The organism is Caballeronia sp. PC1 (assembly GCF_021353155.1).
Lineage (GTDB): Bacteria > Pseudomonadota > Gammaproteobacteria > Burkholderiales > Burkholderiaceae > Caballeronia > Caballeronia cordobensis.
The window spans coordinates 2,364,317-2,387,351 of record NZ_JAJUBH010000001.1; the positions used below are offsets into that span (position 1 = coordinate 2,364,317).

General features: G+C 64.4%; 22 protein-coding genes. 7 read left to right on the plus strand and 15 right to left on the minus strand.

The features are described 5' to 3' along the window. The first annotated feature begins 11 nt into the window (after positions 1-11). On the plus strand, positions 12-1,079 hold the full coding sequence (gene hisC / locus LY284_RS11290) for a histidinol-phosphate transaminase (RefSeq protein WP_014190323.1): 1,068 nt from the start codon (positions 12-14) through the stop codon (positions 1,077-1,079). On the opposite strand, the gene LY284_RS11295 is transcribed toward hisC, so the two are convergent. The 3 genes from LY284_RS11295 to rsmD form a co-directional block, all read right to left on the minus strand. Beyond that, complete coding sequence (locus tag LY284_RS11295) at positions 1,076-1,336, minus strand: YfhL family 4Fe-4S dicluster ferredoxin (protein WP_014190322.1); 261 nt, start codon at positions 1,334-1,336, stop codon at positions 1,076-1,078. The genes hisC and LY284_RS11295 overlap by 4 nt on opposite strands. 76 nt (positions 1,337-1,412) lie before the next feature. After that, complete coding sequence (gene coaD / locus LY284_RS11300; RefSeq protein WP_014190321.1) at positions 1,413-1,919, minus strand: pantetheine-phosphate adenylyltransferase; 507 nt, start codon at positions 1,917-1,919, stop codon at positions 1,413-1,415. Between the two features lie 100 nt (positions 1,920-2,019). Then, positions 2,020-2,646, minus strand: a complete 627-nt coding sequence (gene rsmD, locus LY284_RS11305) for a 16S rRNA (guanine(966)-N(2))-methyltransferase RsmD (RefSeq protein ID WP_041730102.1) — start codon at positions 2,644-2,646, stop codon at positions 2,020-2,022. Between the two features lie 234 nt (positions 2,647-2,880). Between rsmD and ftsY the strand changes: the two genes are divergently transcribed. Beyond that, the gene (gene ftsY / locus LY284_RS11310) at positions 2,881-4,113 is read left to right on the plus strand and encodes a signal recognition particle-docking protein FtsY (protein WP_233386084.1); all 1,233 of its coding nucleotides are present in this window, start codon (positions 2,881-2,883) and stop codon (positions 4,111-4,113) included. 33 nt (positions 4,114-4,146) lie between these two features. Here the strand turns inward: ftsY and LY284_RS11315 are convergent, their stop codons facing one another. Genes LY284_RS11315 through LY284_RS11325 form a run of 3 tightly spaced genes read right to left on the minus strand, consistent with a single transcriptional unit; the run spans position 4,147 to position 6,100 of the window. Then, positions 4,147-4,764: a LysE/ArgO family amino acid transporter gene (locus LY284_RS11315; protein WP_014190318.1), complete on the minus strand. Its 618-nt coding sequence runs from the start codon at positions 4,762-4,764 to the stop codon at positions 4,147-4,149. Continuing rightward, positions 4,761-5,405 carry a maleylacetoacetate isomerase gene (gene maiA, locus LY284_RS11320; RefSeq protein ID WP_014190317.1) on the minus strand — a complete coding sequence of 215 codons (645 nt, stop codon included), beginning with the start codon at positions 5,403-5,405 and terminating at the stop codon, positions 4,761-4,763. Before maiA ends, LY284_RS11315 begins: the two co-directional genes overlap by 4 nt. Then, entirely contained in the window at positions 5,402-6,100 is a 699-nt protein-coding gene (locus LY284_RS11325; RefSeq protein WP_014190316.1) for a fumarylacetoacetate hydrolase family protein, read from the minus strand. The genes maiA and LY284_RS11325 overlap by 4 nt, the downstream gene beginning before the upstream one ends. Positions 6,101-6,449: 349 nt before the next feature. On the opposite strand from LY284_RS11325, the gene ybiB reads away from it, so the two are divergent. Together ybiB and leuA are read left to right on the plus strand one after the other, a co-directional pair. Next, complete coding sequence (ybiB, locus tag LY284_RS11330; RefSeq protein WP_041730098.1) at positions 6,450-7,442, plus strand: DNA-binding protein YbiB; 993 nt, start codon at positions 6,450-6,452, stop codon at positions 7,440-7,442. Positions 7,443-7,867: 425 nt separating this feature from the next. Continuing rightward, on the plus strand, positions 7,868-9,526 hold the full coding sequence (leuA, locus tag LY284_RS11335; protein ID WP_014190314.1) for a 2-isopropylmalate synthase: 1,659 nt from the start codon (positions 7,868-7,870) through the stop codon (positions 9,524-9,526). 17 nt (positions 9,527-9,543) lie between these two features. Here leuA and LY284_RS11340 read toward each other — a convergent pair whose 3' ends face one another. Then, positions 9,544-9,927 (minus strand): nuclear transport factor 2 family protein, encoded by a 384-nt coding sequence (locus LY284_RS11340; protein WP_014190313.1) that lies wholly within the window; start codon positions 9,925-9,927, stop codon positions 9,544-9,546. Between the two features lie 45 nt (positions 9,928-9,972). Continuing rightward, positions 9,973-10,539 carry an acyloxyacyl hydrolase gene (locus tag LY284_RS11345; RefSeq protein ID WP_014190312.1) on the minus strand — a complete coding sequence of 189 codons (567 nt, stop codon included), beginning with the start codon at positions 10,537-10,539 and terminating at the stop codon, positions 9,973-9,975. A gap of 364 nt (positions 10,540-10,903) precedes the next feature. On the opposite strand from LY284_RS11345, the gene rpoH reads away from it, so the two are divergent. Beyond that, on the plus strand, positions 10,904-11,839 hold the full coding sequence (rpoH, locus tag LY284_RS11350; RefSeq protein ID WP_014190311.1) for an RNA polymerase sigma factor RpoH: 936 nt from the start codon (positions 10,904-10,906) through the stop codon (positions 11,837-11,839). 130 nt (positions 11,840-11,969) lie between these two features. On the opposite strand, the gene nagE is transcribed toward rpoH, so the two are convergent. The 4 genes from nagE to nagA all read right to left on the minus strand — a co-directional run bounded on the left by nagE (position 11,970) and on the right by nagA (position 18,560). Further along, on the minus strand, positions 11,970-13,766 hold the full coding sequence (gene nagE, locus LY284_RS11355; protein WP_014190310.1) for an N-acetylglucosamine-specific PTS transporter subunit IIBC: 1,797 nt from the start codon (positions 13,764-13,766) through the stop codon (positions 11,970-11,972). 89 nt (positions 13,767-13,855) lie between these two features. Then, complete coding sequence (gene ptsP / locus LY284_RS11360) at positions 13,856-16,444, minus strand: phosphoenolpyruvate--protein phosphotransferase (RefSeq protein ID WP_050878257.1); 2,589 nt, start codon at positions 16,442-16,444, stop codon at positions 13,856-13,858. A gap of 12 nt (positions 16,445-16,456) precedes the next feature. Beyond that, complete coding sequence (locus LY284_RS11365) at positions 16,457-17,464, minus strand: SIS domain-containing protein (RefSeq protein ID WP_014190308.1); 1,008 nt, start codon at positions 17,462-17,464, stop codon at positions 16,457-16,459. Continuing rightward, positions 17,457-18,560 (minus strand): N-acetylglucosamine-6-phosphate deacetylase, encoded by a 1,104-nt coding sequence (gene nagA / locus LY284_RS11370; protein WP_014190307.1) that lies wholly within the window; start codon positions 18,558-18,560, stop codon positions 17,457-17,459. Before nagA ends, LY284_RS11365 begins: the two co-directional genes overlap by 8 nt. A gap of 534 nt (positions 18,561-19,094) precedes the next feature. On the opposite strand from nagA, the gene LY284_RS11375 reads away from it, so the two are divergent. Next, positions 19,095-20,138, plus strand: coding sequence for a bifunctional helix-turn-helix transcriptional regulator/GNAT family N-acetyltransferase (locus LY284_RS11375; protein ID WP_233386093.1), 1,044 nt, complete (start codon positions 19,095-19,097; stop codon positions 20,136-20,138). Positions 20,139-20,205: 67 nt separating this feature from the next. On the opposite strand, the gene LY284_RS11380 is transcribed toward LY284_RS11375, so the two are convergent. Continuing rightward, positions 20,206-21,018, minus strand: a complete 813-nt coding sequence (locus tag LY284_RS11380; protein ID WP_014190305.1) for a MetQ/NlpA family ABC transporter substrate-binding protein — start codon at positions 21,016-21,018, stop codon at positions 20,206-20,208. Between the two features lie 204 nt (positions 21,019-21,222). On the opposite strand from LY284_RS11380, the gene LY284_RS11385 reads away from it, so the two are divergent. After that, complete coding sequence (locus tag LY284_RS11385; RefSeq protein ID WP_014190304.1) at positions 21,223-21,522, plus strand: YciI family protein; 300 nt, start codon at positions 21,223-21,225, stop codon at positions 21,520-21,522. A 9-nt stretch (positions 21,523-21,531) separates the two neighbouring features. On the opposite strand, the gene LY284_RS11390 is transcribed toward LY284_RS11385, so the two are convergent. Then, complete coding sequence (locus LY284_RS11390; protein ID WP_014190303.1) at positions 21,532-22,122, minus strand: SCO family protein; 591 nt, start codon at positions 22,120-22,122, stop codon at positions 21,532-21,534. Further along, positions 22,119-23,024 carry a heme o synthase gene (gene cyoE / locus LY284_RS11395; protein ID WP_014190302.1) on the minus strand — a complete coding sequence of 302 codons (906 nt, stop codon included), beginning with the start codon at positions 23,022-23,024 and terminating at the stop codon, positions 22,119-22,121. Before cyoE ends, LY284_RS11390 begins: the two co-directional genes overlap by 4 nt. Between the last annotated feature and the right edge of the window lie 11 nt (positions 23,025-23,035).

Consider the following 23,035-nt stretch of genomic DNA (forward strand, 5'->3'; position numbering starts at 1 on the left):
AGTCGAATAAAGTGAGCCGTTTCTGGAGCGAAATCGTCCATGGTCTGACGCCGTATGTGCCGGGCGAGCAGCCCGCGCTGGCGCACCCCGTCAAGCTGAACACGAACGAAAATCCGTACCCGCCGTCGCCGCGCGCCGTCGAGGCGATTCGCCGCGAGCTCGGCGAGGACGGCGCGTCGCTGCGCAAGTATCCCGATCCGACCGCCCACGCGCTTCGCGAAGCCGTGGCGAAGCATCATGGCGTGCGCGTCGATCAGGTGTTTGCGGGCAACGGCTCCGATGAAGTGCTCGCGCACACCTTTGCCGCGCTGCTCAAGCACGACAGGCCGATCCGCTTTCCGGACATCACCTACAGCTTCTATCCGGTCTACGCGCAGTTGTACGGCGTCGAGTACGAAACGGTGCCTTTGAACTCCGATTTCGCCATCGATGTCGACGACTACCGCGCGCCCAGCGGCGGCGTGCTGCTGCCGAATCCGAACGCGCCGACGGGCCGCGCCCTGCCGCTTTCGGAAATCGAGGTGCTGCTGAAGGCGAATCCGGACGCGCCGGTCATCGTCGATGAAGCGTATGTCGATTTCGGCGCCGAATCGGCCGTGAATCTGATCGATACGTATCCGAATCTGCTCGTCGTGCAGACGACGTCGAAAGCGCGTTCGCTCGCGGGTATGCGCGTCGGCTTTGCGTTCGGCGATGCGGCGCTGATCGAAGCGCTCACGCGCGTGAAGGACAGCTTCAACTCGTATCCGCTCGACCGGCTCGCGCAGGCGGCAGCGCTCGCGTCGTACGAGGATGACGCGTGGTTCGAGCAAAGCTGCGCGAAAGTGGTGGCGAGCCGCGAGAAGCTGACCGCCCAGTTGCAGACGCTAGGGTTCGATGTCGTGCCGTCCGCGGCCAACTTCGTGTTCGCGAAGCATCCCGCGCACGACGCCGCGACGCTCGCCGCCGCGCTCAAGGCGAAGGAGATTTTCGTGCGCCATTTCAAGCTGCCGCGCATCGACCAGCATTTGCGCATCTCGATCGGCACGCCGGACGAATGCGACGCGCTCGTCACGGCGCTGGGCGAGATCCTGGCTTAGGCGGAACCCTTCGCGGCCATCAGCGCGTGATATTTGGCCAGCAACTGCTCGGGCGTTTCGGCGTGCGCCGGATCGCGTGGAATGCATTCCACCGGGCAGACTTGCTGGCACTGCGGCTCGTCGAAATGGCCGACGCATTCCGTGCATTTGTTCGGGTCGATGACGTAGATTTCCGGACCCATCGAAATGGCGTCGTTCGGGCACTCGGGCTCGCAAACGTCGCAGTTGATGCACTCGTCGGTAATGATCAGGGACATGCTTCACTCTCTTGCGCCGGACAAGCTCCGGCATAAACCCGCGCACCTTCGAAGATAAGCGCGCGGGCCCGGCGTATCAAGGCGCCGCCGGATCTTTCTGCGTCTGCTCGGTGACTTTGTCGATCAGACGCTTTTCGACCGACGGGAACACGAACTTGCTCACGTCGCCACCCAGTTGCGCGATCTCGCGCACGATCGTGCCCGAAATGAACTGATACTGATCGGACGGCGTCATGAACATCGTCTCGACATCGGGCAGCAGATAGCGGTTCATCCCGGCCATCTGGAACTCATACTCGAAATCCGAGACGGCGCGCAGGCCGCGCACGATCACGCGCGCGTTGTTCTTGCGCACGAAGTCCTTCAATAGCCCCGTAAAACTGCTCACCTGCACGTTCGGGTAGTGCCCGAGTACATCGTGTGCGATATCGAGCCGCTCCTGCAGCGTGAAAAACGGCTTCTTGGCGCGGCTGTCTGCAACACCGACGACGAGCTGATCGAAAATGCTCGATGCGCGCCGGACGATGTCTTCATGCCCGCGAGTGAGCGGGTCGAACGTACCCGGATACACGGCGACAACCATGAGCTTTCTCCTCTTCTATTTACATTGGGCCGCGTGGCTGCGACGACCAACTGTGCCTCATTCCCCGCCAGATTGGCTGCGCCAAAATGGAGAACGCGCATTATTCCTCATTTTCGCGGCGCAGCAAATGATAGCGGACCGCTCCCGCTTTGCCTTCGCGCACGATCGCCCAGCCGGCGAGGGCCTCGATGTTCGCTACGTCGAGCGCGTCACCGCATTCGACGTAGATCGCGCCGTCAGGCGCGGCGAGCGGCGCGGCGATGTCCAGCGCGCGTAGCAAAAGCGCCTGATCGCCGAAGGGCGGATCGAGAAAGATCACGTCGAACGAGCCGGGCGCGAGGCTGGCGGCGAGGCGCAGCGCGTCCGCTTCCGCGACCTCGATATTGCGCGCGCCGAGCTTCGACTGATTCGCCCGAATCTGCGCGGCGGCCTTCGCGCTGCGCTCGATCATCAGCACGCGCGCGGCGCCGCGCGACGCGGCTTCGAAACCGAGCGCGCCGCTGCCGGCGAACATGTCCAGGCAGGTTTGTCCCGTCAGGTCCTGACCGAGCCAGTTGAAGAGCGTTTCGCGCACGCGATCCGGCGTGGGTCTGAGCCCGTCGAGATCGAGCACGGGCAGCGGCGTGCGCTTCCAGTCTCCGCCGATGATGCGGATCGTGTGCGGTTTGCCTCCGCGCGACGGCGTGTGGCTGGGCAATACGGTTCGGGTGGCGGACGAGCGAGACATGGAATGGATTGGTGGAGTCGGACGCGCCGGGGCGTTTTTACTTGAAGACCGGCCGGCGCGGGCAATGAAAGCCAACGTTACCACACGCGCGCGCCGTGCCGGGAGCCGCACGGGCGCGCGCGGCCGCGCCTGATAAAATATGCGCCTCCTATTCCAATGCGCGCGCCTCGCGCAAAGCGGCTCGACAGTGCGCACGGGGCCGTCGGATCACACGCGCATCATCGTCACACACCCATGTTCAGCTTCTTCAAACGATTCAAAAAGCCGGCCGACGAGCCGCTCGATACGCCTCAGGACGAATCCGTCGAGGCCGCCGAGGACGAAGAAATCTCCGAGGCCGAACTGGAACGGCAGGCGCTCGGCACTGAGGCCGAGCCGGAAGAAGCCGCGCCGGAGGTTCATGAGCAAGCAGCGCCGGTCGCGCCCGAGCCCGTAAAACCCGCCGCGCCCTCCACGGCGGAATCGAAGGAATACTGGCAAGGCCGCACGACGTCGCAATGGCTGCGCGCGCCCGAGACGGATCAGGCGAGCGAAGAAATCGTGCCGCCGCCCATGCTCGATGCCGCCGCGAAGAAGTCGTGGCTTTCGCGCCTGCGTCATGGTCTTTCGAAGACGAGCAACAACCTGACCGGCATTTTCGTCAGCGCGAAGATCGACGAAGATCTGTACGAAGAACTCGAAACCGCGCTGCTGATGTCGGACGCCGGCGTCGACGCCACCGAATTCCTGCTCGAATCGCTGCGCGAGAAAGTGCGCGCCGAGCGCCTGACCGACGCGACGCAGGTGAAAGCGGCGCTGCGCGAACTGCTGATCGACCTGCTGCGCCCGCTCGAGAAGTCCTTGATGCTAGGGCGCGCACAACCGCTCGTGATGATGATCGCGGGCGTCAACGGCGTCGGCAAAACCACGAGCATCGGCAAGCTGGCGAAGCATTTGCAGCGATTCAACCAGTCCGTGCTGCTGGCCGCAGGCGACACCTTCCGCGCCGCCGCGCGCGAGCAACTCACGGTCTGGGGCGAGCGCAACAACGTCACGGTGATCGCGCAGGAAAGCGGCGACGCCGCCGCGGTGATCTACGACGCCGTCGGTGCGGCGCGCGCGCGCAAGATCGACGTGATGATGGCCGACACCGCCGGCCGCCTGCCGACGCAGTTGCATCTGATGGAAGAGCTGCGCAAGGTGCGCCGCGTGATCGCGAAGGCGATGCCCGACGCGCCGCACGAAGTGCTGCTCGTCATCGACGCGAACACGGGCCAGAACGCACTCGCGCAAGTGAAGGCGTTCGACGACGCGCTGGGCCTGACCGGCCTCGTCGTCACGAAGCTCGACGGCACCGCGAAAGGCGGCATTCTCGCCGCGATCGCGCGGCAGCGGCCCATTCCGGTGTATTTCATCGGCGTGGGCGAAAAAGTCGAAGATCTACAGCCGTTCAGCGCGGAAGAGTTCGCCGACGCGCTGCTCGGCTAGAACGCAAAAAGGCGTCCGCGTGGACGCCTTTTTTCATCGCGAGAACACCAGAGAAGCGGCGATCCACCACATCACGCAGCCGACGATCACGTCGAGCACGCGCCAGGAGACGTCCTTCTCGAACCACGGTTCGAGCAGGCGCGCGCCGTAGCCGAGCGCGGTGAACCAGACGATCGACGAACACATCGCGCCCGCCGCGAACCATGCGTTGCCGGGCCAGCCGCGCCGCGCGCCAATGCCGCCGAGCAGCACCACGGTATCCAGATAGACGTGCGGATTGAGCAGCGACAACGCAAGCACGGTGGACGCCGCGCCGACGGCCGTCTGCGATTCGCCGTCGGACGCGTTCAGATGCCCCGGCCCGCGCCACGCCGCGATAAACGCGCGCAGCCCGTACAGAAACACGAAGATCGCGCCCGCCCAGCGAATCACGTCGAGCAGAAACGGCGCACGCGCGATGAGCGCGCCCATGCCGCCGACGCCGAGCGCGATCAACAGAACGTCGATGAACGCGCAGATCGACACGACGATGCCCACGTGCCTGCGCTTCAGTCCCTGCTTCAGCACGAACGCGTTCTGCGCGCCGATCGCCATGATGAGGCTCGCGCCCAGCCCCGCGCCCGACAGATAACTGCCAAACGCTCCCGTCATTCGGCGTCGGGCTGAGCGCCGGGCTCCGCGCGCGCGAAGGCGTCGATGGCGGCGGCGTGATCGGCGATGCGCTCGATCGTCGGATAGCGGCTCACGTCGATGCCGAAGCGCCGCGCGTTGAACACCTGCGGCACGATGCACAGATCGGCGACGGTCGGCGTGTCGCCGAAGGTGAGCGCGCCCACGCGCTTATCGGCGGCGAGGCGCTTTTCGAGCGATTCGAAACCGCTTTCGACCCAATGCCGGTACCACGCGTCTTTCGCCTCGTCCGGCACCTTCACCGTGTGCTTCAGGTACTTGAGCACGCGCAGATTGTCGAGCGGATGAATCTCGCACGCCACCTGCATCGCTACCGAGCGCACGAAAGCGCGATCGGACGGGCTTTTCGGCAGAAGCGCCGGCTCGGGATGCGTCTCCTCCAGATACTCGATGATCGCGAGCGACTGCGTGAGCACGTCGTCGCCATCGACGAGCGCGGGCACGATGCCGTCCGGATTCACCGCGCGATACGCGGGCTTCAATTGCTCGCCGCCGTCGCGCAGTAGGTGAATGGGCGCGTACTCGTAATCGAGCCCTTTCAGATTCAGCGCGATGCGCACGCGATACGCCGCCGAGCTGCGGAAATAGCTGTAAAGCTTCATACGACGCGCACCGAAAACTCGCCGATGCCCTCGACGCCGCCCTTGAGCAGATCACCCTTCACAACCGCGCCGACGCCTTCGGGCGTGCCCGTGAAGATGAGATCGCCGGGGAAAAGCTCGAAAAGCGTCGACAGGTACGCGACCGTCTCGCCGACCGACCAGATCAGTTGCGAGATGTCCGAGCGCTGCTTTTCCTCGCCGTTGACGGAGAGCCAGATCGCGCTCTTTTCCAGATGGCCGACCTTTGACACCGGATGGATCGGGCCGATCGGCGCGGAGCGGTCGAAGCCCTTCGCGGTGTCCCAGGGACGGCCCAGCTTCTTCGCCTCGGCTTGCAGATCGCGGCGCGTCATGTCGAGGCCGAGCGCGTAACCGTAGACATAGTCGAGCCCTTTTTCGGCGGGAATGTCCTTGCCCTGCTTGCCGATCGCGGCGACGAGCTCCATCTCGAAGTGCAGATTCCCGGTCTGCGACGGATACGGGAATTCGCCCGTCGAGCCCGGCGCGACGTACAGCACGGCATCGGCGGGCTTGCTGAAGAAGAACGGCGGCTCGCGGTCGGGATCGTGGCCCATTTCGCGCGCATGGGCTTCGTAGTTGCGTCCGACGCAATAGATGCGGCGAACGGGAAACCGCTCGTTCGAACCGTCGACGGGCACCGCTGCGGCCGGCGCCGGAGGAAATACGTAACTCATCCCGCTCTCCTGTTGCTGTTTTCGATATGCAGATTGATGGACGAACGCGCTGGCGCGAACCGCCGGCGAGAAGAGCGAGTTTAACGCGCGCGCTGAAATCGTGGCGAGGCCTGAAGGCTTGCGGGACGCGGCTCTGCGAGCTTTCGACGAGCCTTCGCATGATCGCCCGAAGGGTCCCCGTTAGTAAGCAAACGACGATATCCGCGCGAAACGTCGCGCCGCGGCACCTTGCCAGCGCCCGTCAAATGCGGTACTCAATAAGCTCCTGTACCTTGAAACGCGCGACGGCATCGCTCCCGCTTCGGAAACCAAGCGGAACTGCGCGCCCGATCCGCGCCTCTTTTTCCCGATGACCGAATCCGCTTCCCCCACTTTCGCCTGCGCACGCTACATCAAGGAAATCGGCCGCGGGCCGAACGGCGCGCGCGCCCTCTCGCACGACGACACCTACGCGCTCTACGAAGCGATGCTCGAAGACCGCGTGCCCGAGCTCGAACTCGGCGCGGTGCTGCTCGCGTATCGCGTGAAAGGCGAGACGTCGGCCGAACTCGCGGCGATGCTCTCGGCCGCGCATCGCTCGTTCGAGCCGCTGCACGTGCAGGACGGCCGCGAGCACGCGCGCCCCGTGTCGATTCCGAGCTACAACGGCGCGCGCAAGACGCCGAACCTCGTGCCGCTGTTGTCGCTGCTGCTCGCGCGCGAAGGCGTGCCGGTGCTGGTGCATGGCGTCACCGCCGATCCCGGCCGCGTGACGAGCGCTGAAATCTTCACCGAGCTAGGCATCGCGCACGCGGCTTCGCACGATGAAATCGAAGACAGCCTCGCGTCGCGCCGCCTCGCCTTCGCGCCGATCGCCGTGCTCGCGCCCAAGCTCGCTCGCCTGCTCGCGCTGCGGCGGCGCATGGGCGTGCGCAACTCCACGCATACGCTCGTGAAGATTCTGCAGCCGTTCGCGGAGCCGGGCCTGCGGCTCGTCAACTACACGCACCCGGAGTATCGCGAGAGTCTGACGGGGCTGCTCGCCGAACATCCCGACGCGGCGGCGGGCGGCGCGCTGCTCGCGCGCGGCACGGAAGGCGAAGCCGTCGCCGACACGCGCCGCCAGGTGCAGGTGGACTGGTTTCACGACGGCCGCGTCGAAACGCTGATCTCGCCGGAGCACTCGCAGCCGCACGCGCCGCACATCGAACTTCCCGAAGCGCTCGACGCCGCGACGACCGCGCGCTGGACCGAAAGCGTGCTGCGCGGCGATGTGCCCGTGCCGCCCGCGGTGGCGCGCCAGGTCGAAGTCATCGCGCAAACCGTGCGCAAACCGGTCGTCGATCAGACAAACCCCATTTGACACGGTATTCAACGCTGGTTTAAAGTCGAACGCATGCGCTTCACCCAGTCTTCCTCCCTCCGAATTATTTCGGGCCGCCTAGCGCGGCCCCTATCGCTACGTCTAGCGTAAGTCGCCAGACGTAGCGCCGCGCGTTGTCGGGTCTTCCGGCCAAGCGCGGTCCTGCCAGCAGTCCCGCAGTTCCTTTCCTTACCACTTGTAGTCGTCAGCTTTTCGTTGGCTCATCCCGCGAAACGAAAACGCGAGGGTCACATGCACGCTGCTTCGCGCACGTTCACGTTGGTCACAGGCGTCACCATCGCTGGTGATTCGTGTGTCCGCGCGCGCAGCTTCGTCGTACGTGCATGCCGCCACGCCCGGCCAGCCGCCGGACACGGCCTCTCTCGCAGACGCTACGCAAACCGTCCGAAGAGAGATCGACGATCATGATGCCGAACCCCGCCGAGAAATACCGCCCGTTTCCGCAAGTCCGTCTGAATGGCCGCCGCTGGCCGACCCGCACGATCGAGCGCGCGCCGATCTGGATGAGCACCGATCTGCGCGACGGCAACCAGTCGCTCATCGAGCCGATGAGCATCGCCGCGAAGCTCGAATTCTTCGAGATGCTGGTGAAAATCGGGTTCAAGGAGATCGAGGTGGGGTTCCCGTCGGCATCGCAGACGGACTTCGATTTCGTGCGCAAGCTGATCGACGAAAACCGCATTCCCGCCGACGTGACCATCGAAGTGCTCGTGCAGTCGCGCCGCGAACTGATCGAGCGCACGTTCGAAGCCGTCGAAGGCGCGAGCCGCGTGATCGTGCATCTCTATAACGCGATCGCGCCCTCCTTCCGCAAGATCGTGTTCAATCAGTCGAAAGACGAAGTGAAGGCGCTGGCGGTCGAGGGCACGCGCATCATCAAGGAATGCGCGGCGGCGCGGCCGGATACGCACTGGATCTATCAATATTCGCCCGAGACCTTCAGCATGACGGAGCTCTCGTTCGCACGCGAAGTATGCGACGCCGTCGCGCAAACCTGGCGTCCGACGCCCGATCACAAAATGATCGTGAATCTGCCCGCGACGGTCGAAGCCGCCATGCCGAACGTGTTCGCCGACCAGGTCGAGTGGATGGACCGCAACATGGGCTATCGCGACAGCATCGTGCTTTCCGTTCACCCGCACAACGATCGCGGCACGGCGGTGGCGGCGGCGGAAATGGCGGTGCTCGCGGGCGCGGATCGCATCGAAGGGTGCCTGTTCGGCAACGGCGAGCGCACCGGCAACGTCGATCTCGTCACGCTCGCGATGAATCTCTATACCCAAGGCATCGATCCGGGCCTCGATTTCTCCGATATCGACGCCGTGCGCCGCGTCGTCGAGCGCTGTAACCAGATTCCGGTGCATCCGCGCCATCCGTATGCGGGCGATCTCGTGTTCACCGCGTTCTCGGGCTCGCATCAGGACGCGATCCGCAAGGGCTTCGCGCAGCGCGCGCCGGGCACGGTCTGGGAAGTGCCCTATTTGCCGATCGATCCGGCCGATCTCGGCCGCAGCTACGACGCCGTGATTCGCGTGAACAGCCAGTCCGGCAAAGGCGGCTCGACGTATCTGCTCGAACGCGGGCTTGGCTTCACGCCGCCGCGCCGCGTGCAGATCGAATTCAGCCACGCCGTCCAGAAAGTGACCGATGCATCCGGCGCGGAGATCGGCGGCGAAGCGATCTGCGAACTCTTCCGGCGCGAATATTTCGATGCGGGCGGGCCGGTGTCGCGCATCGATGCGGCGACGCTGGCGGTGTTCGAAAGGCGCGTCGCGGTTTCACCCGCGGCGAGCGCGGCAGGCGGCGACGCGTGGGCGCAGACGGTCGCGGCCGCGCTCGATGTCGATGCGGCCGTCAACTGGTTCGAAACGGCGGTCACGGCGGGCGGCGATACCGCTGCGTTTGTCGGCTGCCGGGTCGGCGACGGTCCGACGCGCTTCGGCGTCGCGGTGCATGAAAATCCGGGGCTGGCGGTCGCGGATGCGGTCGTGAGCGCGGTGAACCGGTCGGGACGGATCGTGGAGCGCGCGCAGCAAACGCAGGACGAAGCGCTCGAAGCGTAAGAAAAACGCGCGCGTGGTTATTCGAGCGCCACGCGCGTCGCCTGCAGCGCGAGCAGTTGCCACTGGCCTTCGGTCTGAACGTGCACGGCGGTATAGGCGATCGGAAAGAGCAGCGCGCCGTTCTTCGACTCCATTTCGACCAGCGCGCGGCCCGATACCAGACAGGTATCGCGGCCGGCGGGCAGCACGTCCTGCGACTGGATTTCGATCTGGCGATAGCGGCGGCGGCCCGCAACAATGGCGTCGATGAACTGACGCTTCGTCTCGCGCTTGCCGTTCGTGTGCACGTAGCTGACGTTTTCGGCCAGCAGCGTGTCCAGCGCCGCGCCGTCGCCCTCGACCATCGCCCGGAAGCGATCGCGCTCGAGGCCGCGTATGGCCTCAATGGTTTTTGCCGGCATCTGTCGATTCCCCTTGTGTCGAGGAACCGATGCGCCGGCGCCTCGTCAGAAGTTGTATTGCAGATATAGCTGGCTGAAATTTATACCAGGATTCGGCTCTTTGATACCCGCGTTCGACACATGCTGGTAGCGAAAGCCGGCCTGATAGCTCTGCTTCTGGCCGAAGATCACGCCGATGCCCACCACGTCAGCGAACTGGAATGCCGTCGATGCGGTGAAAAACGGCGAGAAACGCGCGTGCGTAAGCAGCCGCACGCCGACGCCCGCCTCGATGAACGGCCGGAAATAGCCCGAGCTTTTCACAAACCGCACCATCGGCGTCACCCCGAACTCCCAGATATCCGGGTTGGTGGTGTAGGGCATGGTCGAGTGCCAGTACGACACGTGCCCTTCGCCGACGAGCGTGAAGTGAAAGCCGCCGATTTCCCACCAGGTCAGATCGGGGTCCCAGACGAGGCCGAGATCGACTTTATTGATGTCGCGATCGGACATGCCGCCGGCGATCTGCACGCCGAACCGGTCTGCGTGAGCGGCCGTGGATGCAACACCGAGCGCGGCGCAAACCGTCAGACGCGCGAGCGGACGTTGCCAGAGAGTCTTGTTTTTATGCATGAGCACCCCAATTACTTACTCGGAAGACGGGCGTGTTTCACTAACGATGTCGTCTGCGGATTTTAGTGATCTTCCGCCACCTTTGCAGAAATCGCATACACCTCGCCTATTTGTTGAATTTTCTTTCGCCGCAGCGCACAAAAACGGTAATCCGTTCGAAACCATCGGACGAATCGGTATCATCTACCGCGCTCGGCGCAACAGTCTGTTCTATCAAACCCGCAAATTCGATAGCTTTTGTGGGAACTCCCTCATTCCTGCGCCCTCTAACACTTAGCACTCGATGAACCGGAGTGCTAATATCGTGTCTGACTTGTCGCCGCCGTCTGGCGGCACGCGAATTGTTGATAAGGAGCTTATGAGCGTGACCAATGCGATGACCCTTCCGAATGTATTGAGCTCGGCACCTGCCAAGGCCTCATCGGCAGGCGCGCTGACGTACGCACAGTCGTCGATGCTGACCGGCCAGATCGGCAACATCGATTCCTACATACAAGCAGTGAACCGAATTCCCATGCTGTCGCCGGCAGAGGAACGTCAGTACGCCACCGAATTCCGCGAGCAGGGCAACCTCAACGCGGCGCGCCAGCTCGTGCTTTCGCACTTGCGCCTGGTCGTGTCGATCGCCCGCAACTATCTGGGCTACGGCCTGCCGCACGCCGATCTGATCCAGGAAGGCAATATCGGTCTGATGAAGGCGGTGAAGCGCTTCGACCCTGAGCAAAACGTGCGCCTGGTTTCGTACGCGATGCACTGGATCAAGGCGGAGATCCACGAGTACATCCTGCGCAACTGGCGCATGGTGAAGGTCGCGACGACCAAGGCGCAGCGCAAGCTGTTCTTCAACCTGCGCAGCCACAAGACCAATCATTCGGCCTTTACGCCGGACGAAATCGAAGGTCTCGCGAACGAGCTGAACGTGAAGCGCGAAGAAGTGGCTGAAATGGAAACGCGTCTGTCGGGCGGCGACATTGCGCTGGAAGGTCAGGTGGAAGATGGCGAGGAAGCATTCGCGCCTATCGCCTATCTGGCTGACTCGCACAACGAGCCGACCAACGTGATCGCGGCGCGCCAGTTCGACAAGCTGCAAAGCGACGGCCTGGCCGAAGCGCTCGAATCGCTGGACGAACGCAGCCGCCGCATCATCAAGGCGCGCTGGCTCGACGTGCAGGACGACGGATCGGGCGGCAAGACGCTGCACGAGCTGGCCGACGAATTCGGCGTCTCGGCGGAGCGCATTCGCCAGATCGAGGCGAGCGCCATGAAGAAAATGCGCTCGGCGTTGCACGACTACGCGTAAAACCTGACTGTGCTGTAGCAGTAATTGCGAAGCCCGCCGTCATCGAGACGGCGGGCTTTTCATTTGATCGCGCGCTTATAAGCAAACGGCGCCCGAAGGCGCCGTCCGCAATCATGCATCGACTACCGCATCAGGCGGGCAGCGGCGCGGCGCCGCCGCCTTTGGACGACAGTCGCGTCGAGAGTTGCTCGGCATAACGCTGCGCCGTTGCGCCCACGACGATATGGAACGTATCGGCCGACACCCACGCCACATCCAGCGACGACAGACGCTGGCGATCCACCGACGACGGATCGCGCACGACCACGCGCAGGCGCGTCGCGGCGACCGCATCGAGCGAAACGACATTGGTCGCGCCGCCGAACACCGCGAGCCAGCGGAACGGGTCCGGATCGAGCGGGCCGGGCGTCTGATCGACGTTCGCGGCAGCGGCTGCGGCTACCGGTTGCGCCGGCGTGGACGAGGCCGGCGTCGCGCCGCGCGTCGAAGAATGTTCGAGTTCGGTGCGGATTTCATCGGCGATCAGATCTGCTTCCGGCCCGATGATCACCTGCACGTTGGTCGCCCCGCGCTTGAGCACGCCACGCGCGCCGATATTCTTCAGTTGCGGTTCCGACACTTTCGCCGAATCCACCACCGACAGGCGCAGGCGCGTCGTGCAGGCGTCGACGAGGGTCAGGTTCGATGCGCCGCCGAGCGCCGCGATGTACTTTGCAGCGCGCGTGTTCGCGGACGTTGCCGCCACGCCCGGAACCGGCGGAATCAGGCCGCCTTCGACCGTGACGTCGGCATCGGTTTGCGCGTCGGTCGTGGCCGGTTCGCGGCCCGGCGTCGCCATGTTGAACTTGCGGATGAAGAAACGGAACAGACCGTAGTAGACGACGAAGTAGATCGCGCCGATCACGAGCGCCAGCCAGCCGCGCTGCGACAGACCGTAGTTCAGCACATAGTCGATCGCGCCCGCCGAGAACGTGAAGCCCAGATGAATGCCGAGCGCCGAGCAGATCGCGAGCGACAGACCGGTGAGCACCGCGTGGATCGCGTAGAGAACCGGCGCGAGGAACATGAAGCTGTATTCGATCGGCTCGGTCACGCCCGTGAGGAACGCGGTCAGGGCCATCGAGAACAGCAGGCCGCCGACGATCGCGCGGCGCTCCTTCGGGGCTTCATGGAACATTGCGAGACACGCGGCCGGAAGGCCGAACATCATGATCGGGAAGAAGCCGGTCATGAAGCCGCCCGCGGTCGGATCGCCCGCGAAGAAGCGGTGCAGGTCGCCGTGCACCACCGCGCCGCCGCCCGGCGGCGTGAACGAGCCGAACACGAACCACGCGAGCGAGTTGATGATGTGATGCAGACCCGTGACCAGCAGAATGCGGTTCAGCACGCCGAATACGAAGGTGCCGAGCGCGCCCGCCGTCGTGAGCCAGTTGCCGGCGGTGTCGATGGCCGCCTGCACCGGCTGCCAGATGTGGCCGAGGATGATGCCGAGTATCAGACACGCGACGCCTGTGGCGATCGGCACGAAGCGCTTGCCGCCGAAGAACGCCAGATACTCGGGCAGCTTGATGTCCTTGTAGCGGTTGTACAGATAGCCGGCCACCATACCGGCGATGATCCCCGACAGCACGCCCATGTTGAGCTTGGCGTCGATGTCCTTCATCACGGCCACTTCGATGAGATAGCCGATCGCACCAGCCAGGCCCGCCGTGCCGTTGTTGTCCTTCGCAAAGCCCACCGCGATGCCGATGGCGAAAAGCAGCGGCAGGTTGGTGAAGATCGCGTCGCCGGCGTCGGCGATCATCTTGATGTTGAACACATCGGGCTGGCCAAGACGCAGAAGCAGGCCGGCCACCGGTAGTACGGCGATCGGCAGCATCAGCGCGCGGCCTAGTCGCTGCATTTTTGCAAACGGGTTGGCGTCCATCGGGTTCTCCAAAAATATAAGTCTTGTCGTTACTGCTTCGGGGATTGCTGAAAAAGCTTGCCGGCGCTGAGTGCAGAACGGACGTCAGTTCAGTCCTGCGGCCAGATTTCGCGGCTTGCCGTTCTTACTGCCTGTGCCGATTCGAGCGCGAGGCAGTCCTCGGCGCGCTGACGGCAAAGCTGGTAATCGAGAGTGCGCACACGCGCCTTGATGCCGGGCACCGACACCGGATCGACCGACAGTTCCGTCACGCCGAGTCCGATGAGCAAGGGCGCCGCGACCGGATCGCCGCCGAGCGCGCCGCACACGCCGACCCACTTGCCGTGCTTTTCCGCGCCCTGCACCGCCGCCTTGATGAGACGCAGCACGGCCGGATGCAGACCGTCGGACTGCGCGGCGAGATCGGGCTGGCAGCGGTCCATCGCGAGCGTGTATTGCGTGAGATCGTTGGTGCCGATCGAGAGAAAATCCGCGTGCTTCGCCAGTTGATCGGCAAGCAAGGCCGCCGACGGCACTTCGATCATCACGCCGACTTCGATCGGCTCGGTGCGGCCGGCCTCGCGCGACAATTCGTCGATGCGCGCGCGCAGGCGTTGCAACTCGCCGGCATCCGTCACCATCGGCAGAAGGATGCGCACCTGGCCTTCAGGCTTCACGGCGAGCAGGCCGCGCAACTGATCGTCGAGCAGATCGGGGCGCACTTGCGCGAGGCGGATGCCGCGCAGGCCGAGCGCCGGATTTTCTTCGGGCGGCAGCGTCAGATAATCGACTTCCTTATCCGCGCCGACATCCAGCGTGCGGATGATCGCCGTGCGGCCTTGCAATGCATCGACGATGCCCTGATAGCTTTGCGCGTGCTCGGCCACCGTCGGCGCCGACTGGCGATGGATGAACAGCAGTTCCGTGCGCAGCAGGCCGACCGCGTCCGCGCCGTTCTCGACAGCGGCCTTCGCGTCGTCGAGCGTCGCGATGTTCGCGGCGACTTCGATCGCGCGGCCATCCTTGGTCGATGCCGCTTCCTGCGACAGCTTCCGGTTTGCCTCGCGCACGTTCGCGAGACGCTCGCGTTCGGCGCGCGCGCGCTCGACGTCGAGTTGCGTCGGCGCATGCTCGATACGGCCCGCCGATGCATCGACGACGACCTGCGTGCCTTCGGGAATGGCGTGCAGCGCATCGCCGATCGCGACGAGCGCCGGAATGCCGACCTGCCGCGCGATGATCGCCGCGTGCGAGGTCGCGCCGCCGCGCGCCATCACGAGCGCGGTGACACGCGTGCGGTCGATCGACGAAAGATCCGACGGCGTGAATTCAGTGGCCGCGAGCACCGCTTCCGCCGGCAGCTCGCGCGCCGTCGTGTTGGTGAGGCCGAGCGCGCGCAGCACGCGCTTTTCGATGTCGCGCAGATCGGCCGCGCGCTCGGCGAGCAGATCGTCCTGCACGTTCGAGAGCAGCGCGATCTGCGCGCGGATCGCCTCGCGCCATGCGAAGCCCGCGCTCTTGCCGAGGCTGATCAGATCACGCGCGGCGTCTACGAGCGTCGGGTCTTCGAGCAGCACGCGATGCACCGCGAAAATGCCAGCCTCCCCGACCGCGCCCCGCTGCGACGCGGTGCGCACGGTTTCGCCGAGTTCAGCATCGACCTGCGCGATGGCTTTATCGAGCGCACGGCTTTCCGCCGCCGAGGAGCCGCTTGCCTGTTCGGGCGGCACGATCTCCTGATCGTCCCAGCGCACGAGCGTGCCGACGGCGATGCCCGGCGCCGCGCACACGCCCGCGAGCGTGTTCGGCGGCAGCGGTTCGCCCGATGCAGCGGACTTCGCGAGCGGCGCCGGCGATTTCTGGCGCGCGGGCGTCTCTTCGACTTCGCCATGCGCGGCGCGCAACAATTCGACGGCGACGGCTTCCACCGCCTGTTGTGCCTGCGAGCCGATGCCGACCAGTTCGATGGTCGCGCCCTCGCCCGCGCCGAGACCGAGCAGACCGACCACGCTTTCCACCGGCGCCTTCTTGCCTTCGTAGCGAATCTCGACCTTCGCGTCGAAACCACGCGCGGCTTCGCGCGCCCGCGCAGCCGGACGCGCATGCAGGCCGCCCGCGTGCGCCAGCGTCAGGCTGCGGCGCGCTTCTTCCAGCACGACCGCGCCGTTGCGCGCCGAGTCCGCTTTTTCGCCGCGCTTCGCGCGCAGCACGAGCAATCGCTCGCCCGCCTTCACCACGCCGCGGCCCGCGCGCTCGGCAACGTCGAACGCGTCGCCGTTAGCGATCGCGATCACCGAGACGAGGCTCGGCGCGTGCTGCGCAACGTAATCGGCATGGAATTCGATCAGCGGCTGGCCGGCGCGCACCGTCGCACCCTGCTCGACCAGCGGCGCGAAACCTTCGCCGCCCAGCTCGACCGTGTCGATGCCGATATGCACCAGAATCTCCGCGCCTTCCTTCGTGCGCATCGTGACCGCGTGATGCGTGCGCGCGAGGTGCGTGATGGTGCCGTCGCAGGGCGAAACGAGCACGTTATCGAGCGGATCGATGCCGATGCCATCGCCGAACATGCCTTCGGCGAACACGGGATCGGGCACGTCGGCGAGCGGCACGACGGGACCGGTGAACGGCGCGAGCAGCACGACGTCGTTCGGGTTATCGGTGGAATGATTCAACAGGGACTCCTCGGCACGGCGCATCGGCTATCTCGCTCAGTGGGTTTCAGTGACCTTGTTCAGGTGGCGCGGCGCATCGGGATTGCGCCCGCGCGCGGCGGCCAGACCCGCGGCCATCACATAGAAGGAAAGAATCGCGGCGATCGGATCGAGCGCCGGGTGATCGGTCGCGACGAGCGGCAATTCCGCTTGCGCGACGTCGTCGGGCGCGGCGAGCAGCACGCGCGCGCCGCGTGCGCGCATGTCGGCGGCGAGCTGAACGAGGCCCGCCTGCTCCGGCCCGCGCGGCGCGAACACGAGCAGCGGATAGTCCTTGTCGATGATTTCCATCGGACCGTGACGCACTTCCGCGCTGGAAAACGCTTCGGCCTGGATGCCCGAGGTTTCCTTCAGCTTGAGCGCCGCTTCCTGCGCGATGGCAAGCCCGAGGCCGCGCCCGATCACGATCATGCGATCGACGTTCTTCAGTTCGTCCACGGCGCGCGTCCAGTCGAGCTTGCCCGCGGCGCGCAGCGCGTCAGGCAGCGTCTTGAGCGCATTGAGCAGTTCGACGTCGCGCTGAACATGCGCGATCACGATGGCCGAGAGCGACAGCATCGCGATATAGCTCTTGGTGGCGGCCACCGACAACTCCGGCCCGGCGAGCAGCGGCAGGAAGTACTCGCACGCGTTTTCGAGCGGCGAGCCGGTGACGTTGACAGCCGCGACCGTGAACGCGCCGGCGTCGCGCAACGCCTGCATCGTGCCGACGAGATCGGGGCTCTTGCCCGATTGAGAAAACGCGACCGCGAGCTGACCCGACACGCGCAACGGCGCCTGCTGGAGCGTGGCGACCGACATCGGCAGCGAGGCGACCGGCACGCCGATGCGGCTCATCGTCAGGCTGGCGAAATAACTGGCGGCGTGGTCGGAACTGCCGCGCGCGACGGTCAGCGCGACATTGCGCGGCTGCTCCTTGAGCTTTTCCGCGAGCGCCTCGACACGCGAGGTATCGGCGAGCTGGGCCGCGACGACATCGGCGGACTCCAGCGCCTCGTTAAGCATATTCGACAATTGATTCTCCTTCGACATACGTGGCAGTCAGCGCGTGTTCCCGGTCGAGCACGACGAGATCGGCCCATGCGCCGCGCGCAATGCGGCCGCGGTCTTCGAGCCCGAGATAGTCGGCGGGGTAGCGCGACAGGCGATTCGAGACGTCCGCGAGCGGAATGCCCAGCGAGACGAGATTGCGCAGCGCCTGATCCATCGTCAGGGTGCTGCCGGCGAGCGTGCCGTCCGCGAGACGCACGCCGCCCATGCATTTGGTGACGTGCTGGCTGCCGAGGCGATATTCGCCGTCGGGCATGCCGGCCGCCGACGTGCTGTCGGTCACGACGTACAGGCGGGGAATCGCGCGCATCGCGGCGCGGATGGCGCCCGGATGAACGTGCAGCAGGTCCGGAATCAGTTCGGCGTACTCCGCATGCGCGAGCGCCGCGCCGACCATGCCGGGATCGCGGTGATGCAGCGGCGACATCGCGTTGAACAGATGCGTGAAGCCGCGCGCGCCGTGCTTGAGCGCGTTGACGGCGTCGTCGTACGTGCCGAGCGAATGGCCGAGCTGTACGCGCACGCCGCGCGCCGCCATGTCCGAAATGATGTCGAGATGCCCGGAAATTTCCGGCGCGATAGTGACGACGCGGATCGGCGCGAGTTCGAGGTACTTCAGCACTTCGTCGCGCACGGCGACGGCGGCGGCGTCCGGCTGCGCGCCGAGCTTGCCGGGGTTGATATACGGGCCTTCCAGATGCACGCCGAGCATGCGCGCGCCGCCCGCCGCACGTTGCTTCGCCTGTTCGCCCAGGCCGGCGACGACCTGCATCAGTTCGTCGCGCGGCGCGGTCATGGTGGTGGCGAGCAGGCTCGTGGTGCCGTGCTGCGCATGCTGGCGCGCGACGGTGTCCGCCGCGTCGCCGCCTTCCATGATGTCGCGCCCGCCGCCGCCGTGCACGTGCAAATCGATGAAGCCGGGCAGGATGAAGGGCGCGTCGTTCGCGAGCGGATCCACGATATGGCCTTCGAGCGCCGTCACGCGGCCGTTCTCGAAACGCACGGAGCCGTGGATCCACCCGTCGGTGGTGAGTATGTTTCCTTTCAGCATGAAGTTCTCTGGAAGTACGCGATGCCTGGATGAGGTTCAGCGCCGTCCGCCCCGTGCTGCGAGCAGGCTTTCGTTCGAAAGATGCGAACGGCTTCCTTGGGTCCTCTCGTTCTGTTTTCCGCTTTTCGTGATGCTCTTAAGGTGATGCGCGTCTGTGCCGACGCTTTTCGATGCAGCGCCGCGCGCGGCGGCTGAGCCAGAAGCAAGGTTTTGTCGCGATTCGCTGCCTGCGGTCCGTGGTCGAAACCGGCTGCGCCGTCTTCCGAGTGAAACGGTGAGCGGGGACAGGGTTCTTCGACGTGCGGTGTGATGGAAAAGCGACGTTCTCGCCTCGCGACGACGTGCTCATCGCTCGAATCGGAGCCCATTATATAACCAACATAATACCAGTCAATTCTAAGATTCGACTTGAGCAGAAACGGCAAAATTCTCTACAAATCAATGTGTTACAGAATGTTTAGAAACGCGATGGAAACAAATTCGCCATCGGGACATACCCGCATGGCCGATCCAGTTGCCACCCGGCGGTCTTAGTTGCCGGACTACCCGTTTTTCGGGCATATTCGCATTCGCACGGTCGTTCTTCTTTGGCACAATACTCGGATTAGTTCGGAATCAAAATTAATTAACGAAACTCTGAGAGAGATTAACGAAATGGGCAGTTCAGATCCGGGCCGGGCCGTCGAGGCGGTACGCCGCTTCAATCGTTTTTATGCACGCCATACGGGTGCGCTTCACGAGCGGCTGCATAAAAGCCGCTTTTCACTCACCGAGGTGCGCATCCTGCACGAGCTCGCGCAAGGGCGCGCCAGCACGGCGGCTGACCTCTCACGCACTCTGGGGCTGGACACCGGTTATCTGAGCCGGCTCATCAACAACTTCCAGAAGCTCGGCCTCATCGTACGGCGGAAGAACGAAGCGGACGGTCGCGCGCATCTGTTACGAATCACGCCCGAGGCGAAAACGCAGGTCGACGAGATCGACCTTCACGTTTCCGTCGAAACCGCCTCGCTGCTCAAGTGCCTGACGTCCGCAGAAATCGATCAGTTTTGCACGGCAATGGGGGATGTCGAACGACTGCTCTCGCCCAACCACGCCGACAGCGAAACGCGGCTGCGGGTGCCGCGCACCGGCGACTTCGGCTGGATGATCGAGCGCTACACGCATCTCTACTCCGGCGACAGCCCGAAGCTCCTCAGCGAAACGCGCGCGGCAAAGATGGTGTCGAATTTCCTCTCGGCGATGCAGGCAAATACGCCGCGCATCGCATGCTGGGTGGCGGAACAGACCAATTCAACGCGCGTCGGTGCGGCAGTGCTCGCGGCGAAAACCCAGCAGCAGGCAAGCATCGAGTTGCTGTTCGTCGAACCGGGTGCGCGGCGGCGCGGACTCGGTGAGCAACTCATCGCGGCGTGCATGAACTTTGCGCACGGCGCGCGTTACGATCAGGTGGTCTGCCGCCTCGACGCATCGCAGAGCGATCTTTGCGGGTTGTTCCAGCGAACCGGTTTCAAGCCGGTGCAGGACGGCACGGACATCCTGTGGCAGAGAGCGTTGCAGCCGATCTGCATCGAATAAACGCGCGCATCATGAAAAACGGCGTCCCGCGGGACGCCGTTCAATGCTGCCGTACTTAATCGCGCTATCAGAACGAAGGCACGACCGAGCCTTTGAACTCGCTCTTGAGGAACTGGCGCACGTCTTCGGACTGATACGCCGCGACCAGCTTCTTCACCCAAGGCTGATCCTTGTCTTTCGCGCGAACAGCGATCAGGTTCGCGTACGGGCTATGAACGTCTTCGAGCGCGATGGAATCTTTCGTCGGCTGCAGGCCTGCGGCCAGCGCGAAGTTCGTATTGATGGCGGCGGCATCGACGTCGGCGAGCGTGCGCGGCAATTGAGCGGCGTCGAGTTCGACGAGCTTGATCTTCTTCGGATTCTCCGCCACGTCGAGCGCCGTCGCGTTGTTGCCGTTCGTGCCCGCGCCCGCTTTCAGCTTGATCACGCCCTGGCTCTGCAACAGCAGAAGCGCGCGATTCTCGTTCGACGGATCGTTCGGCACCGCCACCTTCGCGCCTTGCTGCAAGTCTTTCAGCGACTTCAGCTTCTTCGAATACACGCCAAGCGGCGAGATGTACGTGAGGCCCGCGTTCACGATCTTGTAGCCGCGCTGCTTGATCTGGCTGTCCAGATACGGCTGATGCTGGAAGCTGTTCGCATCGAGATCGCCGGCATCGAGGGCGGCATTCGGCTGAACGTAATCATTGAATTCGATCACCTTCACGTTCAGTCCTTCGCGCTTCGCGACCTTTTGCACGACTTGCCAGATCTGCGCATCGGGGCCGCTGATGGTGCCGACCTTGATGACCTTGTCATCGGCGTGAGCGGCGAAGCTCGTGAGCAAGGAGGCGGACGCCGCGACGGCGGCAACGGCTTTGAGCAAATTTCTGCGCTGCATGGTGTTCCTGTTTCGATACGTTCTTGCTGCGGGATTGCCAGTTTTCGTCTTCGGTCAGCCAATCAGACCGAGGCGACGGATATTCGCACAGCGTTGGTGCGAGGGGAAATACAGAATGTTCATGTGAATATCACGCGCGGCAAGAGGCGGATAAAATCGCAAACGAAAGTCACAATCTCTCGCACGCCGGAGGCCGACCCCGTCATGTATGTGATCAATCTGCGATATACCGGCGCGCTCGCCGAAATCGATGACGCGCTCGACGCGCACCGCGTGTATCTCGAACGCTATTTCGCGGCGGGCGTGTTCGTGGTGGCGGGGCCGAAGGTGCCGCGCGAAGGCGGCGTCATTCTGGCGTCGGACATCGAGCGCGAGCGGCTCGATGCGATCATCGCGGAAGATCCGTTCGCCAAGCAGGGACTTGCGCATTACGACATCATCGAATTCGAGGCCACGCGCCTTGCGCCGGGGCTGAATCTGCCTGAGCCGTTGCTGGATAGCTGAAGCGAGCGATCAGTCCACCAGCAGCTTCAGATCGTGGACCCATGGATCGACGCCTTGCCCGTCGCGGGCGAAAAGACGCAGCTTGCCGTCCTTGTCGAACACGTAGCTGGCGGCGGTGTGGTCCATCGTGTAGTCGTCGGGTGTCTTGCCCTGCGACTTCGCGTAGAACACGCGAAAGTCCTTCGCGACTTGCGCGAGCTGCGCATCGTTCGCCGGCCGCAAGCCGACATACGACGAATTGAATGCCGCGACGTACTGACCGAGCAACTCGGGCGTGTCGCGCGCCGGATCGACCGTGACCATCAGCACCTGCACGTCCTTCGACTTGTCGCCGAGTTGCTGCATGGCCTGCGAGAGTTCGGCGAGCGTCGTCGGACAGACGTCCGGGCAATGCGTGTAGCCGAAGAACAGCACGACAGCCTTACCCTTGAAGTCCGCGAGCGTGCGGGTCTTGCCGTGCGTGTCGGGCAAGGAGAAATCGGCGCCGAACTGCTTGTTGCCGGTGATATCGAGATTCTTGAAGTTCGGGGCTTTCTCGCACGCCGAAAGTAGCGCCGCGAGAACCAGCAGCGCAAATAAGCGACGAAGAACGGTCATCATGCGCCGATCACCGTGCGCGCGTAATGATCGACCAGCAGCGCGCCGAACAGCAGCGACAGATACACGATCGAATAACGGAAGGTCTTGCGCGCGAGCGCGTCCGAATAGTCGCGATACATCTTCCACGCGTAACCGATGAACACAGCGCCGAGCACGATCGCGCTGGCCAGATACACCACGCCGCTCATGCCGGAGATATACGGCATCAGCGTGACGGCGAACAGGACCAGCGTGTACAGGAAGATATTGAGCAGCGTGTATTTCTCGCCGTGCGTGATCGGCAGCATGGGCAGGCCGGCGTTCTCATAATCCTTGCGGCGATACAGCGCGAGCGCCCAGAAATGCGGCGGCGTCCACACGAAGATGATCAGCACGAGAATCCACGCGTCGCCGGGCACCGTGCCGGTGACGGCGGCCCAGCCGAGCGCCGGCGGCATCGCGCCGGACGCGCCGCCGATCACGATGTTCTGCGGCGTGTACGGCTTGAGCAACAGCGTATAGATGACCGCATAGCCGACGAACGTGGCGATGGTGAGCCACATCGTGAGCGGATTGGTGAACGTGTAGAGCGTCCACATGCCGATGCCGCCGAGCACCGCCGAAAACGTCAGAATCTGCGCCGTGGTGATCTGACCGCGCGCGGACGGTCGCCACGCGGTGCGGCGCATCTTCGCATCGACTTTCTGTTCGACGAGGCAGTTGATCGCGAACGCCGCGCCGGCCAGCAGCCAGATGCCGACGGCGCCGCCGACCAGCTTGTCCCACGGCACCATGCCGGGCGTGGACAGAAACATGCCGATGACGGCGCAAAAGACCGCGAGTTGCGTGACGCGCGGCTTGGTCAGCGCAAGGTATTGCGAGACGCGGCTGCCGAGGTGGGAGTGGAGTGTCGTGCTATCCATGAGAATGTGGA

Excerpts from the sequence above, each read along its gene's own strand:
- LY284_RS11390 (WP_014190303.1), bottom strand. The coding sequence starts at position 22,122 with ATGATGACCGTTCTTCGTCGCTTATTTGCGCTGCTGGTTCTCGCGGCG.
- coaD (WP_014190321.1), bottom strand. The coding sequence starts at position 1,919 with ATGGTTGTCGCCGTGTATCCGGGTACGTTCGACCCGCTCACTCGCGGG.
- LY284_RS11325 (WP_014190316.1), bottom strand. The coding sequence starts at position 6,100 with ATGAGTTACGTATTTCCTCCGGCGCCGGCCGCAGCGGTGCCCGTCGAC.
- ybiB (WP_041730098.1), top strand. The coding sequence starts at position 6,450 with ATGACCGAATCCGCTTCCCCCACTTTCGCCTGCGCACGCTACATCAAG.
- LY284_RS11295 (WP_014190322.1), bottom strand. The coding sequence starts at position 1,336 with ATGTCCCTGATCATTACCGACGAGTGCATCAACTGCGACGTTTGCGAG.
- cyoE (WP_014190302.1), bottom strand. The coding sequence starts at position 23,024 with ATGGATAGCACGACACTCCACTCCCACCTCGGCAGCCGCGTCTCGCAA.
- nagA (WP_014190307.1), bottom strand. The coding sequence starts at position 18,560 with ATGCTGAAAGGAAACATACTCACCACCGACGGGTGGATCCACGGCTCC.
- ftsY (WP_233386084.1), top strand. The coding sequence starts at position 2,881 with ATGTTCAGCTTCTTCAAACGATTCAAAAAGCCGGCCGACGAGCCGCTC.
- LY284_RS11345 (WP_014190312.1), bottom strand. The coding sequence starts at position 10,539 with ATGCATAAAAACAAGACTCTCTGGCAACGTCCGCTCGCGCGTCTGACG.
- leuA (WP_014190314.1), top strand. The coding sequence starts at position 7,868 with ATGATGCCGAACCCCGCCGAGAAATACCGCCCGTTTCCGCAAGTCCGT.
- LY284_RS11385 (WP_014190304.1), top strand. The coding sequence starts at position 21,223 with ATGTATGTGATCAATCTGCGATATACCGGCGCGCTCGCCGAAATCGAT.
- LY284_RS11340 (WP_014190313.1), bottom strand. The coding sequence starts at position 9,927 with ATGCCGGCAAAAACCATTGAGGCCATACGCGGCCTCGAGCGCGATCGC.
- LY284_RS11380 (WP_014190305.1), bottom strand. The coding sequence starts at position 21,018 with ATGCAGCGCAGAAATTTGCTCAAAGCCGTTGCCGCCGTCGCGGCGTCC.
- maiA (WP_014190317.1), bottom strand. The coding sequence starts at position 5,405 with ATGAAGCTTTACAGCTATTTCCGCAGCTCGGCGGCGTATCGCGTGCGC.
- LY284_RS11365 (WP_014190308.1), bottom strand. The coding sequence starts at position 17,464 with ATGCTTAACGAGGCGCTGGAGTCCGCCGATGTCGTCGCGGCCCAGCTC.
- nagE (WP_014190310.1), bottom strand. The coding sequence starts at position 13,766 with ATGGACGCCAACCCGTTTGCAAAAATGCAGCGACTAGGCCGCGCGCTG.
- ptsP (WP_050878257.1), bottom strand. The coding sequence starts at position 16,444 with ATGCGCCGTGCCGAGGAGTCCCTGTTGAATCATTCCACCGATAACCCG.
- LY284_RS11315 (WP_014190318.1), bottom strand. The coding sequence starts at position 4,764 with ATGACGGGAGCGTTTGGCAGTTATCTGTCGGGCGCGGGGCTGGGCGCG.
- rsmD (WP_041730102.1), bottom strand. The coding sequence starts at position 2,646 with ATGTCTCGCTCGTCCGCCACCCGAACCGTATTGCCCAGCCACACGCCG.